Source organism: Zoogloea sp. (assembly GCF_041908905.1).
Classification (GTDB): domain Bacteria; phylum Pseudomonadota; class Gammaproteobacteria; order Burkholderiales; family Rhodocyclaceae; genus Zoogloea.
The window spans coordinates 62008-76338 of the sequence record NZ_JAYREK010000008.1 but is presented as its reverse complement, the minus strand read 5'-3'; the positions used below and the strand labels follow the sequence as shown (position 1 = coordinate 76338).

General features: G+C 68.7%; 17 protein-coding genes. 16 read left to right on the top strand and 1 reads right to left on the bottom strand.

From position 1 onward, the window contains the following. The first annotated feature begins 53 nt into the window (after window positions 1–53). Together hisG and hisD are read left to right on the top strand one after the other, a co-directional pair. Window positions 54–698, top strand: a complete 645-nt coding sequence (gene hisG, locus ACE3OU_RS07215) for an ATP phosphoribosyltransferase (RefSeq protein WP_374240908.1) — start codon at window positions 54–56, stop codon at window positions 696–698. After that, window positions 695–2011, top strand: a complete 1317-nt coding sequence (gene hisD / locus ACE3OU_RS07210; protein ID WP_374240864.1) for a histidinol dehydrogenase — start codon at window positions 695–697, stop codon at window positions 2009–2011. The genes hisG and hisD overlap by 4 nt, the downstream gene beginning before the upstream one ends. Window positions 2012–2076: 65 nt before the next feature. Here hisD and hisC read toward each other — a convergent pair whose 3' ends face one another. Beyond that, window positions 2077–3168 (bottom strand): histidinol-phosphate transaminase, encoded by a 1092-nt coding sequence (gene hisC, locus ACE3OU_RS07205; RefSeq protein WP_374240863.1) that lies wholly within the window; start codon window positions 3166–3168, stop codon window positions 2077–2079. Window positions 3169–3277: 109 nt separating this feature from the next. On the opposite strand from hisC, the gene hisB reads away from it, so the two are divergent. From hisB to ACE3OU_RS07135, 14 genes are all read left to right on the top strand, one after another. Next, window positions 3278–3865 (top strand): imidazoleglycerol-phosphate dehydratase HisB, encoded by a 588-nt coding sequence (hisB, locus tag ACE3OU_RS07200; RefSeq protein WP_374240862.1) that lies wholly within the window; start codon window positions 3278–3280, stop codon window positions 3863–3865. Next, window positions 3862–4500, top strand: a complete 639-nt coding sequence (gene hisH / locus ACE3OU_RS07195; protein ID WP_374240861.1) for an imidazole glycerol phosphate synthase subunit HisH — start codon at window positions 3862–3864, stop codon at window positions 4498–4500. Before hisB ends, hisH begins: the two co-directional genes overlap by 4 nt. Before the next feature lie 60 nt (window positions 4501–4560). Continuing rightward, window positions 4561–5307 carry a 1-(5-phosphoribosyl)-5-[(5-phosphoribosylamino)methylideneamino]imidazole-4-carboxamide isomerase gene (gene hisA / locus ACE3OU_RS07190; RefSeq protein ID WP_374240860.1) on the top strand — a complete coding sequence of 249 codons (747 nt, stop codon included), beginning with the start codon at window positions 4561–4563 and terminating at the stop codon, window positions 5305–5307. 4 nt (window positions 5308–5311) lie between these two features. Then, on the top strand, window positions 5312–6070 hold the full coding sequence (gene hisF / locus ACE3OU_RS07185; RefSeq protein WP_374240907.1) for an imidazole glycerol phosphate synthase subunit HisF: 759 nt from the start codon (window positions 5312–5314) through the stop codon (window positions 6068–6070). Continuing rightward, on the top strand, window positions 6067–6456 hold the full coding sequence (gene hisI / locus ACE3OU_RS07180) for a phosphoribosyl-AMP cyclohydrolase (RefSeq protein WP_374240859.1): 390 nt from the start codon (window positions 6067–6069) through the stop codon (window positions 6454–6456). Before hisF ends, hisI begins: the two co-directional genes overlap by 4 nt. Continuing rightward, the gene (locus ACE3OU_RS07175) at window positions 6453–6779 is read left to right on the top strand and encodes a phosphoribosyl-ATP diphosphatase (protein WP_374240858.1); all 327 of its coding nucleotides are present in this window, start codon (window positions 6453–6455) and stop codon (window positions 6777–6779) included. The genes hisI and ACE3OU_RS07175 overlap by 4 nt, the downstream gene beginning before the upstream one ends. 12 nt (window positions 6780–6791) lie before the next feature. Next, window positions 6792–7139, top strand: coding sequence for a histidine triad nucleotide-binding protein (locus ACE3OU_RS07170; RefSeq protein WP_374240857.1), 348 nt, complete (start codon window positions 6792–6794; stop codon window positions 7137–7139). A 16-nt stretch (window positions 7140–7155) separates the two neighbouring features. Further along, window positions 7156–7371, top strand: a complete 216-nt coding sequence (gene tatA / locus ACE3OU_RS07165; RefSeq protein ID WP_374240856.1) for a Sec-independent protein translocase subunit TatA — start codon at window positions 7156–7158, stop codon at window positions 7369–7371. A 104-nt stretch (window positions 7372–7475) separates the two neighbouring features. Beyond that, window positions 7476–8006, top strand: a complete 531-nt coding sequence (gene tatB, locus ACE3OU_RS07160) for a Sec-independent protein translocase protein TatB (RefSeq protein ID WP_374240855.1) — start codon at window positions 7476–7478, stop codon at window positions 8004–8006. Next, window positions 8003–8746 (top strand): twin-arginine translocase subunit TatC, encoded by a 744-nt coding sequence (gene tatC / locus ACE3OU_RS07155; RefSeq protein WP_374240854.1) that lies wholly within the window; start codon window positions 8003–8005, stop codon window positions 8744–8746. Before tatB ends, tatC begins: the two co-directional genes overlap by 4 nt. Before the next feature lie 381 nt (window positions 8747–9127). After that, window positions 9128–9961, top strand: a complete 834-nt coding sequence (locus ACE3OU_RS07150; RefSeq protein ID WP_374240853.1) for a transporter substrate-binding domain-containing protein — start codon at window positions 9128–9130, stop codon at window positions 9959–9961. Then, window positions 9962–10762, top strand: coding sequence for a transporter substrate-binding domain-containing protein (locus ACE3OU_RS07145; RefSeq protein ID WP_374240852.1), 801 nt, complete (start codon window positions 9962–9964; stop codon window positions 10760–10762). 1 nt (window position 10763) lies between these two features. Next, window positions 10764–11780: a TRAP transporter substrate-binding protein DctP gene (gene dctP / locus ACE3OU_RS07140; protein WP_374240851.1), complete on the top strand. Its 1017-nt coding sequence runs from the start codon at window positions 10764–10766 to the stop codon at window positions 11778–11780. Then, the gene (locus ACE3OU_RS07135; protein WP_374240850.1) at window positions 11777–14239 is read left to right on the top strand and encodes an ATP-binding protein; all 2463 of its coding nucleotides are present in this window, start codon (window positions 11777–11779) and stop codon (window positions 14237–14239) included. Before dctP ends, ACE3OU_RS07135 begins: the two co-directional genes overlap by 4 nt. The last annotated feature ends 92 nt before the right edge of the window (window positions 14240–14331 follow it).

Here is a 14331-nt window from a genome sequence, read left to right as displayed (position 1 = left end):
CGAAGCGCGGCCTGATCGGCTAGAATCACCTTTTAGGCACACAGATGACCATCTTGAACGGCATAACGCTCGCCCTTTCGAAGGGCCGAATCTTCGAAGAAACCCTGCCGCTGCTCGCCGCCGCGGGGATCACGCCGACGGACAACCCCGAGACCTCGCGCAAGCTCATCATCGGCACCAACCGGCCCGACGTGCGCCTCGTCATCGTGCGGGCCACCGACACGCCGACCTACGTGCAGTACGGTGCCGCCGACATGGGCATCGCCGGCAAGGACGTGCTGATCGAGCATGGCGGCGCAGGGCTCTACCAGCCCCTCGACCTCAACATCGCCAAGTGCCGGCTGTGCGTGGCCGCCCCCACGGATTTCGACTACGCCGCGGCGATCAAGCGGGGCGCGCGCATCCGCGTGGCCACCAAGTACGTCAACGCCGCGCGGGAACACTTCGCTGCCAAGGGGGTCCATGTGGACCTGATCAAGCTGTACGGCTCGATGGAACTCGCCCCGCTGGTCGGGCTGGCCGACGCCATCGTCGACCTCGTCTCCACCGGAAGCACCCTCAAGGCCAACAACCTGGTCGAGGTCGAGGACATCATGCCCATCAGCTCCCGCCTCGTCGTCAATCAGGCCTCCCTCAAGCTGAAGCGCGAGCTCATCCAGCCGGTGCTGGAGGCCTTTGCAGGAGCCGTCAAGCAATGAGTGAACAGATCCGCCGCCTGTCGTCCGCCGACGCGGGCTTCTCCGCCACCCTCGACGCCCTGCTGGCCTTCGAGGGCAGTACCGACGCGGCCATCGAGGACGCCGTCGCCAACATCCTGCAGGCCGTGCGCCGGGACGGCGACGCGGCGGTGGTCGAATTCACCCGCCGCTTCGATCATCTCGACGTCGCCGACATGGCGGCGCTGGAGCTGCCGAAGTCCGAACTCGAGGCGGCGCTGGCCAGCCTCACCGTGGCGCAGCGGGAGGCCCTCGACCTCGCCGCCGCCCGCGTGCGCAGCTATCACGAGCGCCAGGTGCTCGAATCCTGGCGTTACACCGACGAGTCGCCGGGCATGGCGGGCACCCGCCTCGGGCAGAAGGTCACCCCGCTCGACCGGGTCGGCCTGTACGTGCCGGGGGGCCGCGCCTCCTACCCCAGCTCGGTGCTGATGAACGCGATCCCTGCCAAGGTGGCCGGCGTCGCCGAGCTGATCATGGTCGTGCCCACGCCCCGGGGCGAGAAGAACCCGCTGGTGCTGGCCGCCGCCGCGATCACCGGCGTCGACCGGGTGTTCACCATCGGCGGCGCCCAGGCCGTCGCCGCGCTGGCCTACGGCACCGCCACCATCCCGCAGGTGGACAAGATCGTCGGCCCCGGCAACGCCTATGTGGCGGCCGCCAAGCGCCGTGTCTTCGGCACCGTGGGCATCGACATGGTGGCCGGCCCCTCCGAGGTGCTGATCATCTCCGACGGCTCGGGCAACCCCGACTGGGTGGCGATGGACCTCTTCGCCCAGGCCGAGCACGACGAGCTGGCCCAGTCCATCCTGCTGTGCACCGACGCCGCCTTCATCGCCCGCGTGGAGGAGAGCATCGCGCGGCTGTTGCCCGAGATGCCCCGCCGCGACACCATCGCCACGTCCCTGAAGAACCGCGGCGCGCTGATCCACGTGCACGACCTCGCCGAGGCCTGCCGGATCGCCAACCGCATCGCGCCGGAGCACCTCGAGCTGTCCCTCGCCGATCCCTACCAGTGGATCGACCAGATCCGCCACGCCGGGGCGATCTTCATCGGTCACTATTCGGTCGAGGCGCTGGGCGACTATTGCGCCGGCCCCAACCACGTGTTGCCGACCATGCGCAGCGCGCGTTTCTCCAGCCCGCTGGGGGTGTACGACTTCCAGAAGCGCACCAGCCTCATCGACATTTCGGAGGCGGGGGCCCAGCTCCTCGGCAAGGTCGCGTCGGTGCTGGCCCATGGCGAAGGTCTGCAGGCCCATGCCCGCTCGGCCGAGATGCGCCTGAAGGGCTGAGTTCTCCGCCCCTAGCCACAAAAAAGCCGCACCCTCGGGTGCGGCTTTTCATTGCTTCGGCGGAATCAGCCGAGGATCTCCTGCAGCGCCTCGACCAGCTGCACGCACTGGGCGTCGGTGCCCACCGTGATGCGCAGGAACTGGTCGATCCGCGCCGCCTTGAAGTGGCGCACGATGATGCTGCGCTCCCGCAGCGCGGCGGCCAGCTGGGCGGCGTCGCGGCCCGGGTGGCGGGCGAACACGAAGTTGGCGGCGGAGGGCAGCACCTCGAAGCCGAGGGCGCCAAGTTCGGCGGCGAGGGCCTCGCGGCTGGCGATGACCTGGCGCCGGGTGGTCTCGAAGTGGGCCTCGTCGTCCATCGCGGCGCTGGCGCCCACCAGCGCCAGGCGATCCAGCGGATAGGAGTTGAAGCTGTCCTTGACCCGCGTGAGGGCCTCGACGAGCTCCGGCTGGCCGATCGCGAAGCCGACCCGCAGCCCGGCCAGCGAACGGCTCTTGGACAGCGTCTGGGTGACCAGGACGTTGGGGTGCTGCTTCACCAGCGCGACGGCGGTGGGGATCACGTCCAGCCCGCCGAAATCCACGTAGGCCTCGTCGATCACGATCGGCGCGTCGGGCAGGCCGGCGGCGAGCCGGGCGATCTCGGCGAGCGACAGCAGGCGGCCGGTGGGGGCGTTGGGGTTGGGGAAGATTACCGCGCCCACGCCGTCGGCGCCGCGGGCCAGGTAGTCGTCGATGCGGATCGAGAAATCGTCGGCCAGCGGCACCGCCTCGAAGGCGATGCCGTAGAGGCCGCAGTACACCGGGTAGAAGCTGTAGGTGATGTCCGGGAAGAGCAGGGGCCGCTCGTGCTTGAGCAGGGCCTGGAAGGTGTGGGCGAGCACTTCGTCGGAGCTGTTGCCCACGAAGACCCACTCGGGCGCGACGCCGAAATGCCGCGCCACCGCGGCCTTGAGCGCGCTGCCCGTCGGGTCGGGGTAGAGCTTGAGGCGGTCGGCGTCGTCGCCGAGTTCGGCGCGGATCGCCGCCAGCACGCGCGGGCTCGGCGGGTAGGGGTTCTCGTTGGTGTTGAGCTTGACCAGGTTGGCGAGCTTGGGTTGCTCGCCGGGGACGTAGGGCGTCAGGTCGTGGACGACGGGGCTCCAGAAGCGGCTCATGGCAGATCGGCTCGGCGGCAGCGCGTGCCGCAAGGGACGGTGAAAACGCTAGATGCTATCATGCCCTTCGTTCCCCCAGTTTCGACTGTTTTTCCTGGAAAACCACGCAATGCGGCACGCCGAAATATCCCGCGACACCCTCGAGACCAAGATCCGAGTCAAGATCGATCTCGACGGCAGCGGCAAGAGTCAGCTCAACACCGGCATCGGGTTCTTCGACCACATGCTCGACCAGATTGCCCGCCACGGCAGTTTCGACCTCGAGGTCGAGGCCGTCGGCGACCTGCACATCGACGGGCACCACACCGTCGAGGATGTGGGCATCACCATCGGCCAGGCCTTTGCCAGGGCGGTCGGCGACAAGAAGGGTCTGACCCGTTATGGCCACGCCTATGTGCCCCTCGACGAGGCCCTGTCCCGCGTGGTGGTCGACCTCTCCGGCCGCCCCGGGCTGGAGTTCGAGGTGCCCTTCACCGCCGGCATGATCGGCGCGCTGGACACCCAGCTGGTCTATGAATTCTTCCAGGGCTTCGTCAACCACGCCGGCGTCAGCCTGCACATCGACAACCTGAAGGGCCGCAACGCCCATCACCAGTGCGAAACCGTCTTCAAGGCCTTCGGCCGTGCGCTGCGCATGGCGGTGACGCCCGACCCGCGCCAGGCCGGCGTGATCCCGTCCACCAAGGGGGCCCTATGAACAAGGTCGCGATCATCGATTACGGCATGGGCAACCTGCGCTCGGTGGCCAAGGCCATCGAGCATGTGGCGAGCGCCTCCGAGGTGGTGGTCACCTCCGACCCGGCCGAGGTGCTGGCCGCCGACCGGGTGGTCTTCCCCGGCCAGGGCGCGATGCCCGACTGCATGCGCGAGCTCGACGCCCGCGGCCTGCGCCCGGCGGTGCTCGAGGCGGCCCGCAGCAAGCCCTTCCTGGGCATCTGCATTGGCCAGCAGATGCTCTTCGAGCACAGCGAGGAGGGCAACGTGCCCGGGCTTGGCGTGTTCAGGGGCGAGGTCCGGCGCTTCCCCGCCGACAAGATGGTCGGTGCCGACGGCATCCGCCTGAAGGTGCCCCACATGGGCTGGAACGAGGTCTGGCAGAAGCAGGCCCACGCCCTGTGGGCCAACATCCCCGACGGCGCCCGCTTCTACTATGTGCACAGTTACTACGTCGACCCGGCCGATCCGGGCATCGTCGCGGCCACCACCGACTACGGCATCCCCTTTACCGGGGCGGTAGCGCAGGCTAATATCTTTGCCGTCCAGTTTCACCCAGAAAAAAGTGCCGAGGCGGGTCTGCAGCTCCTGTCGAACTTCATGTCCTGGAAGCCCTGATTCCTCGCACCTTTCCATTCCGCCGTTCCGGTTCCAACTCCTCTTCCGCAATCTCTCGCTATGCTGCTGATTCCCGCTATTGACCTCAAGGACGGTCACTGCGTGCGCCTTAAACAAGGCGAAATGGACGCTGCCACGGTCTTCTCCGAAGATCCACGGGCCACCGCCCGCCACTGGATCGAACAGGGAGCCCGCCGACTGCACGTGGTCGACCTCAATGGCGCCTTCGCCGGCAAGCCCAAGAACCAGACCGCCATCAAGGCGATCCTGGCCGAGGTCGGCGACGAGATTCCCGTTCAGCTGGGCGGTGGCATCCGTGACCTCGACACCATCGAGCGCGCCCTCGACGCTGGCATCACCTACGTGATCATCGGCACCGCGGCGGTCAAGAACCCGGGCTTCCTGCACGACGCCTGCAGCGCCTTCCCCGGCCACATCATCGTCGGCCTGGACGCCAAGGAGGGCAAGGTGGCCGTCGATGGCTGGTCCAAGCTCACCGGCCATGACGTCATCGACCTCGCCAAGAAGTTCGAGGACTACGGCGTCGAAGGCGTGATCTACACCGACATTGGCCGTGACGGCATGCTGTCGGGCGTCAACATCGAAGCCACCGTCAAGCTGGCCCAGGCCCTGCGCATCCCGGTCATCGCCAGCGGTGGCATCGCCACTGTGGCCGACGTCGAGGCGCTGTGCGCGGTCGAGGCCGAAGGCATCACCGGTGCCATTACCGGCCGGGCGATCTACGAAGGCACCCTCGACTTCGCCACGGCGCAGGCCCGTGCCGACGAGCTCAACGGGGCTGCCTGACTACATGCTCGCCAAGCGCATCATTCCCTGTCTCGACGTCAACGCGGGTCGGGTCGTCAAGGGCGTCAATTTCGTTGAACTGCGGGACGCTGGCGACCCGGTCGAGGTGGCCCGCCGCTACGACGAGCAGGGCGCCGACGAGATCACCTTCCTCGACATCACCGCCAGCTCCGACGACCGCAACATCATCCTGCACGTGGTCGAGCAGGTCGCCGAGCAGGTCTTCATTCCCCTCACCGTCGGTGGCGGCGTGCGCTGCGTCGACGACGTCCGGCGCCTCCTCAACGCCGGTGCCGACAAGGTCAGCATGAACACCGCGGCGGTCAACAACCCGCAGCTGGTCGCCGACGCGGCCGGCAAGGTCGGCAGCCAGTGCATCGTGGTCGCCATCGACGCCAAGCAGGTCGCCCCGGGCAAGTGGGAGGTGTTCACCCACGGCGGGCGCAATCGCACTGGCCTGGACGCCATCGAATGGGCGCAGAAGGTCGAGTCCCTCGGCGCCGGCGAGATCCTGCTCACCAGCATGGACCGGGACGGCACCAAGAACGGCTTCGACCTCGGCCTCACCCGCGCGGTCTCCGACGCGATCTCGATCCCGGTGATCGCCAGCGGCGGGGTCGGCAACCTCGACCACCTGGCCGACGGCGTCACCCTCGGCCGCGCCGACGCGGTGCTCGCCGCGAGCATTTTCCATTTCGGCGACCACACCGTGCGCGAAGCCAAGGAGCTCATGCGTGCCCGCGGGATCGAGGTGCGCCTGTGAGCGCCGCCTGGCTCGACGAACTCGCCTGGGACAAGGACGGCCTGATCCCGGCCATCGCCCAGGACGCCGACACCGGCGACGTGCTGATGTTTGCCTGGATGAACCGTGACGCGCTGGCGCGAACGGCTGAAACAGGCGAGGCGGTATATTTCTCCCGATCGCGCGGCAAGCTGTGGCACAAGGGCGAGGAGTCCGGCCACACCCAGAAGGTCCGCGAGATCCGCATCGACTGCGACAACGACGTGGTCCTCCTCAAGATCGAGCAGGTGGGCGGCATCGCCTGCCATACCGGCCGGCGCAGCTGCTTCTTCCAGAAGTATTTCGCCGACGGGCGCTGGGAGGCCGTCGAACCGGTTCTGAAAGACCCGAAGGAGATTTACAAATGATCGACATCGAAGTGCTGCACCGGGTGGCCCAAACCCTCGCCGAGCGCAAGGAAGCCAGCCCCGACTCGTCCTACGTGTCCAGCCTGTTCCACAAGGGCACCGACGCGATCTGCAAGAAGGTCGCCGAGGAAGCCGCCGAGACCATCATGGCGGCCAAGGACAAGGACCTGCTGCACGTGGTCTGGGAAGTGACCGACGTGTGGTTCCACACCATGGTGCTGCTGGCCCACTTCGGCCTCTCCGTGGACGACGTGCTCGCCGAGTTCCGCCGCCGCGAAGGCGTCTCGGGCATCGACGAGAAAAAAGCGCGAACCCAGGGCTGAGGGGCGGGTCACATGCATGATTGCCTGTTCTGCCGCATCGCCCGCGGCGAGATCCCGGCCGCCAGGGTGTATGAAGACGAGCTGGTCCTGGCCTTCAAGGACATCCAGCCCCAGCGTCCGGTGCATGTGCTGGTGATCCCCAGGAAGCACATCACCTCGCTGGCCCACGTGGGCCCCGACGATGAGGCGGTCCTCGGGCGGATGCTGGCGGTTGCCGGCCAGATTGCCGTCGATCAAGGCAGCACCGACGGTTTCCGGTCCATCATCAACACTGGCCGCGTAGGCGGGCAGGAAGTCATGCATGTGCACATGCACGTCGTCGGTGGGCCGGATCCGGTCGGGCCGATGCTCAAACGGTAGTCTTTAGGAGAATTCAATGGGTTCCTTCAGCATTTGGCACTGGCTGATTGTCTTGGTGATCGTGATGCTCGTGTTCGGCACCAAGAAGCTTCGCAACATCGGCCAGGATCTCGGCGGCGCAGTGAAGGGCTTCAAGGACGGCATGAAAGAGGCCGAGGGCGACAGCCAGAAGATCGGCGATGCCGCCAGCAAGACCATCGACGCGGAAGCCCGGGAAAAGAACAAGTCCTGAGCCAGACCCGGCATCAGGCGCGGCGGAGGGGCGCATCGAGTCGCCCCTTTGTCGTTTGTGGCGCCCGCCGGCCTCTGCTACCTCCCCACAACTAGGCGAATCAGATGTTCGACATCGGTTTTTCTGAACTCATGGTCATCGGCATCGTGGCGCTGCTGGTGCTCGGCCCCGAGCGGCTGCCGAAGGTGGCACGCACCACCGGCCACCTGCTGGGCCGCCTGCAGCGCTACGTGGCCGATGTGAAGTCGGACATCAACCGCGAGATGCAGCTCGAGGAGCTCAAGAAGCTGCAGGAGGAGGCGCGCAAGTCGGCGATGGCCTTCGAAAGCTCGGTGAGGAGCGAGGTGGCCAGCGTCGAGGGAGGCCTGTCGTCCTCGCTGCAGTCGGCCTCCGCGGCGATCGGCGACCTCGAGAACAGCCTCAAGTCGAACCCGCCGGCTGCGCCCGATATCGTCGACACCGGCCACAGCCACGACGTGGTCTCCGACCTCCTCGACAAGCAGCTCGCCGAGGCCGAGCAGCACGCCGGCCCGCCGGTCTTCGTCGATGCGCCGCCCGCCGCGGCGCCTGCCACGCCGGTGACGGCCCCCGTGTCCCCTGAAGCCGGCGCCGCCGGCAAGAGCGTCCAGTCATGAACGAGCAGCAGGAAGACAGCTTCATCTCCCACCTGGTCGAGCTGCGCGACCGCCTGCTCAGGGCCGTGGTCGCGGTGGTGGTGGTGTTCGTGTGCCTGATGCCCTGGGCCGGCGACATCTACGACATCCTCGCCCATCCGATGATGACGGCGCTGCCCGAGGGCACCAAGATGATCGCCACCGGCGTCGTCACCCCGTTCTTCGTGCCGATGAAGGTCACGCTGCTGGTGGCCTTCGTGATCGCCCTGCCGTTCGTGCTGTACCAGGCCTGGTGCTTCATCGCGCCGGGCCTGTATGCCCACGAGAAGCGCCTCGGCCTGCCGCTGGTGGTGGGCAGCACGGTGCTGTTCCTGGCAGGGATGGCCTTCTGTTATTTCTTCGTGTTCGGCACGGTGTTCAAGTTCATCGCCCAGTTTGCGCCGAAGAGCATCACGCCGGCGCCGGACATCGAGCAATACCTGGCCTTCGTGATGTCGATGTTCCTGGCCTTCGGCATCACCTTCGAGGTGCCGGTGATCGTGATCGTGCTGGTCAAGCTGGGGATTGTCGACGTGGCCAAGCTCAAGGAGGCGCGGCCCTACGTGATCGTCGGCGCCTTCGTGATCGCCGCGGTGGTCACGCCGCCAGATGTGGTGTCGCAGCTGATGCTGGCGGTGCCCATGTGCCTGCTCTACGAGCTGGGGATCTTCCTGGCCCGCTTCGTCTCGAAGACACGGGCCGACGAGGTCGTGAGCAACTGAGCCGGAGGGCGCCCGTGAGGCGCCCTCGTCGTATCCGGCCGGTCTGCGCCGCCTTCGCCAGGCGCGATCGCCCCATGGCTGGCCTGACCCGCCGGCCTTGCGCCGGGGGCGGTGGTCCAGCGCCCGGGGCGGGGTTCGCGACGGTTCTCCGCCATTTCATCCGCCATGTCCCTGGTGTCGTGCCGAAGGGGCCGCCGTCGCGCGTGGCGTGCCCTGTTTCACCCAGACAACGCCCTGTCTCGCGGTAGTGGCCCGGCGCGCTGCCGCGCTGTCGCCGCGCGCCTCGCCGGTGGCGGCTGCAATGCTATGGCCATGAAAAAGCCCTCAAGTGCCGGATGATGCGTCCGTAATCAAACGTACTGTCCGGTAGCGGGGGGGGGTATGCGTTCATCCTGGTTTCGGGCGATTCGTGCGGCCTGCCAGCTGGCGGCGTGCCTGCTCGTGTTGCTGGCACCGTCGCTGGCGCGGGCCGACCTGCTGTCGGATATCCGGCAGCGCGGGGTGCTTCGGGTCGGCGTGGCGGTTGGAGTACCCCTCTTCAGTTATCTCGATGCCAGGCAGGAGCTCGTCGGTTCCGACGTGGATACGGCCCGGGAGCTGGCCGCTGCCCTCGGGGTCCGGCTGGAAATCGTGCGTCTCACCAACGCCGGGCGGCTCACTGCGCTGGAAGGGCGGGATGTGGACATGGTGGTGTCGAGTCTGTCGATCACGCCGGAGCGGGAGCGGGTTGTCGGCTTCTCGTTGCCCTATGCGCGCCTGTATGTGGTGCTCGCCGGGCGGCCCGCGCTGCGCATCAGCGGCTATGCCGATCTGGCCGGCCTCGACGTCGGCGTGACCCGCAACACGGCCAGCGGTGCCCTGGTGGCGGCCTCTGCGCCGCGGGCCCGGCTGGTCAGCTTCGAGAGCGACATGGCCCTGATCAAGGCCGCCATCGCGGGCAAGGTCGACCTCTTCTCGACCCAGACGGCGGTGCTCGACGAGGTGAACCGCCAGGCCGGCAGCAAGCTGTTCGAGGAGAAGTTCGTCCAGCAGGAGTTCGACGTCGCGATCGCCATGCCCCGCGGAGAAAAGGCCTTGCGCGCCTGGGTCAATGGCTGGGTCAATGGCTGGGTCTTCGCGCAGTTGCAGAACGGCCGGCTCAACGAGCTCTTTCGACGTCACCACGGGCACGATCTGCCGGCCGACCTCAGGCCGGCCGCGGGAGGAGGGCGCTGAATGGCGGGTTTTTCGATGCGGGCCGGGCTGCATGGGCTGCTCCTCGTGCTGCTGCTCATGCCCGGCCTGGCGGCGGCCACGCTGCTGAACGAGATCCGGGCCCAGGGGCGGTTGCGCGTGGCGATCGCCGGGGCCCTGCCACCCTACAACCATTACACGCCCGATGGCACGGCCCAGGGGTCCGACGCGGACATCGCGCGGGCGATGGCGCGGGATCTGGGGGTCCGGCTCGAAGTCGTCCGGGTGGTCAATTCCGACCGGGTGGCGGCCTTGCTCGCCCGCCGCGCGGACGTGGTCATCTCGGCCCTGTCGATCAGCCCCGAGCGGGAGCGCCTGATCGCCTTCTCCGTGCCCTACGCCACCATCGACACGGTGATCGCGGCGCCGCCGCCGCTGCAGCTGTCGTCACCGCTCGATCTCCGGGGGCGCCGGGTGGGCGTGCTGGCCGGCAGCGCCAACGCCGAGCATCTGCTGCAGAATGCCCCGGGGGTGAAGCTGCTCAGCTACGCCGAACATGACCGGCTGGTGGAGGCCTACCTGGCCGGTGAGTTCGAGATCCTGTCGGTCACCCGCAACGTGGTGGACGAGGTCAATGCCCGTCGCCCGCCGCGGCCCCTCGTGGAGCACTTCCGGCAGATGGAGTTCGAGGTGGCGGTGGGCATGCCCCGCGGCGAGAAGGCCCTGCGCGACTGGATCAACGCCTGGATCGTGGTACGCCTGCGTGACCACACCCTGGCGGGAATCCATCTCCGCCATCACGGGCGACGGCTGCTCGCGCTGCCGGGCGCCGCGGGGCGCTGAGATGGGGGCCCTGCTGCCGTCTCCCGGCACGCTGCGGCGGCTGTCGTGGCTGGCCTTGCTCCTGCTCGCACCGCCGCTGGCGGCCCTCGAGGTCGCCGGCGGTGTCCGCCTGCTGCGGGCCGCCGACGAGCAGCCGGCCGATTACCCGACCGTCCAGGCCGTCCAGTTCATGGGCCAGAGCCTGTACAGGCAATCGGGCGGCAGGCTGGCGATACAGGTCTACTCCGCTTCCCTGCTGGGCGACGAGGCGGCCCTGGTGCCGCCGACCCAGCGCGGCGAGCTCGACCTCAACCGGGTCAGCGTGCAGACCCTGGAAGACCTCTGTCCGGCGCTCCGGGTGCTGTCGCTGCCCTTTTTGTTCCGCGACGTGGAGCACCTCGGCCGCGTGCTCGACGGGCCGATCGGGGCCGAGCTGCTGCAAGCCCTGGACGGCCACGGGCTGGTCGGGCTGGCCTTCTTCGAGACGGGAGGCCGGGTGATCGGCACGGTCGGCCGTCCGGTGCGCCGTCTGGAGGACCTGAAGGGGCTGAAGATCCGCGTGGAGTCTTCGGCCCTGGCCGCGGCCATCGTCGAGGCCTGGGGCGCGCGGCCGGTCCGGCTGCCGTTCTCCCAGACCGGCAATGCCCTCGCGACGCGGTTGATCGACGGCGCTGAGGGCAATCTCCTCGCCTATGCCGGCGCCGAACATCACCGCCATGCTCCTTCGCTGGCGCTTACCCGCCACAGTTTCGCCCCGGAGGTGCTGGTCATCTCCCGGCGCAGCTGGGACAGGCTGTCGACGGCCGAGCAGGGCATGCTGCGCCGGGCTGCCCGGGAGGCCCGGCCGCTGGTGCGGGACATCTGGCAGCAGCGGGAGGAGCGGGTCGAGGCCATGCTGCGTCTGGCTGGCGTCAACTTCGTGGAGATCCCGGCCTCCGAGCGTGCCCGCTTCGAGGCGGCGCTGCAGCCGCTCCACGAGCGGCTCGCCGGCGGGGCCGGGCAGCGGCGGCTGATCGCCAGAATCCGCGCCCTCCGATGAAGTCCCGCCGCCTCGCCGCGCTGCTCGCCCGCCTGAATGCCGGGCTGCGCGCCATCTCCCTCGGCCGGCGGCTCACCCTGCTGTCGCTGCTCAGCGTGGCCGGGCTGGCGCTGTTGCTGGCGCTCGATCTGGTCAGCAACGGGCTGAAGGACGCCTATTTCGATTCCATCGAGGCGCTCAACGTGCAGCACCGCCAGCTCCAGCACTTCAACACCGAGACGGCGCGCCTGCAGGCCGCGATCCGGCAGTATCTGGCCGCGCCCGACGAGACGCTGGTGCGGCAGATCGACGTGGCGACCGGGCAGCTGTTTGCCGAGCTGGAGGCACGCCAGCAGGTCCGCGGCAGCGACGCCGCGGAGCTGGCGTCCCTGCGCCAGTCATTGCGCAGCTTCGTCGGCGGCTACGAGGAGCTCAAGCGCATCAACGTGGAGATCGAGCGCATCTACCACAGCGAACTTCTCGCGCCGGGCCAGCACTCCGCCCGCCTGCTCTCGCTGCTGCTCAACACCAGCGCCGACAACCGGGGCCGCGCCCTGATCGCGCCGGCCACCCGGTCGCTGATCGACGCCTTCGTGGACGCGCTCCTCAAGATGAACGCCTACTACGCCCGGCGGGAGGTCAACGTGAGCCTCGCGACGCGCACCGCCCTGGAGCGGGTGGCCCAGCTCTCACCCCTCATCGAGCAGCTCACCCACAGCGAGTTCGAACGCACCGTGCTGCGCGATCTGCGCGAGCGCACCCACCGCATGATCTCCGGCCTGGGCAGCCTGCAGCGCGCCTACGCCCGGCGGGGCGCCGTGATGGAGCGCCAGATCGAGGCCAGCCAGCAGGAGATCGCCCGCGGGGCGGCGTCCCTCGACGCGCGCCATGCCGACATCGAGGCCGAGCTGCGCGCCCGCTACACCCGCCGCATGGCGCTCATCAACGGCCTGTCGGTGCTCGTCAGCGTGCTCGTCGTCGGCGTCACCCTGCTGCTCGGGGTGCTGGTGACGGCGTCGATCCGCGAGCCCCTGCAGGCGCTGTTGCGCACGGTGGAGGCTTTCTCCCGCGGTCATTTCGATGCGCCCGTTCCCGACGTCGGCGCCAACGAACTCGGCCGGCTGGCCGGCGCCCTGCGGGAGTTCCGCCAGAGCGCGCAGCAGCGGGCCGCCGCGGAGCGGGCGCTGCGCGAGAGCGAGGCGCGGCTGCGGACCCTGTCGGACATGTCGAGCGACGTCTTCTGGGAGCTCGATGCCGATTTCCGCTTCTCGGCGCTGTCCGGCCGCCAGGCCAGCGCGCTGCGCGCCCAGGGGGTGCTGGCCCTGGGCCGGACGCCGTGGGACAGCCCTCGCGTGAAGGGCGATCCGCTGGAGTGGGCCCGCCTGCGTGCCGCCCTCGAGACCCACCAGCCGTTCCGGGACATCCATTTCCAGGTCGAGCTCCCCGACCAGGGAGGCATCGACCTGCAGGTCAGCGGCGATCCGGCGTTCGGGCACGACGGCGTGTTCTGCGGCTTTCGCGGGACCGGCAAGGACATCTCGAAGCAGAAGGCGATCGAGGCGGAGATCCGCCAGCTCAACCAGTCCCTCGAGCTGCGTGTGGCCGAGCGCACGGCCGAGCTGCGCCAGACCAACGAGCGGCTGGCCCACGCCCTCGAACACCTGGTGCACGCCGAGAAGCTCGCCTCCCTGGGCAACCTCGTCGCCGGCGTGGCCCATGAGCTGAACACGCCGTTGGGCAACACCCTGCTCACCGCCTCGCACCTCCGCAACCGTCTGCGCGAGCTGCAGGACGTGTTTGCCGTCGGCACCATGCGGCGCTCCGAGCTCGCCGCCTTCATCGAGCTGTCCCGGGATGGGCTCGAACTCATCGAGCGCAACCTCAACCGGGCCGCCGGGCTGCTGGCCAACTTCAAGCAGGTGGCCGTCGACCAGACCAGCGCCCAGCGGCGCAGCTTCGATCTGCGCAAGACCATCGACGAGGTGGTCGCGACCCTGATGCCCGGCCTGCGCAGGCGCCGGCTGGTGCTCGCCGTGGATATCCCGGAGGGGCTGCTCCTGGACAGCTTCCCGGGGCCGCTGGAGCAGGTGATCGGCAACATCGTCACCAACGCCTCCCTGCACGCCTTCGGCCCGGACGAGGCCGGGGAGGTCTCGATCGCCGCGGAGCCCGCTGCGGCGGGCTTCATCCGCTTGCGCATCCGCGACAACGGCTGCGGCATTCCGCCGGAAGTGCGGGGGCGGGTTTTCGACCCGTTCTTCACCACCCGGATGGGGCAGGGCGGCAGCGGGCTGGGGCTGTATATCGTCTATAACATCGTCACCAGCCTGTTCGGCGGCAGCATCGAGGTGAGCAGCCAGCCCGGGCGGGGCACGTGTTTCACGATCGACCTGCCGCTCTGCGCGCCGGATGTTCCCCAGGGCCTCGCCAGCGTGATGAGCGTCGCCCCGGGCCTGCCGCCATCCGCCGGCCGCGCTTGACCTGGCCCGGAGCCGGGGAGTAAAAAAGCCAGGGGCATCCAGCCGGATCGCCCGCCCAAGCCCGCCGGAGCGAGCGCCCTGGGGTGCCGGAT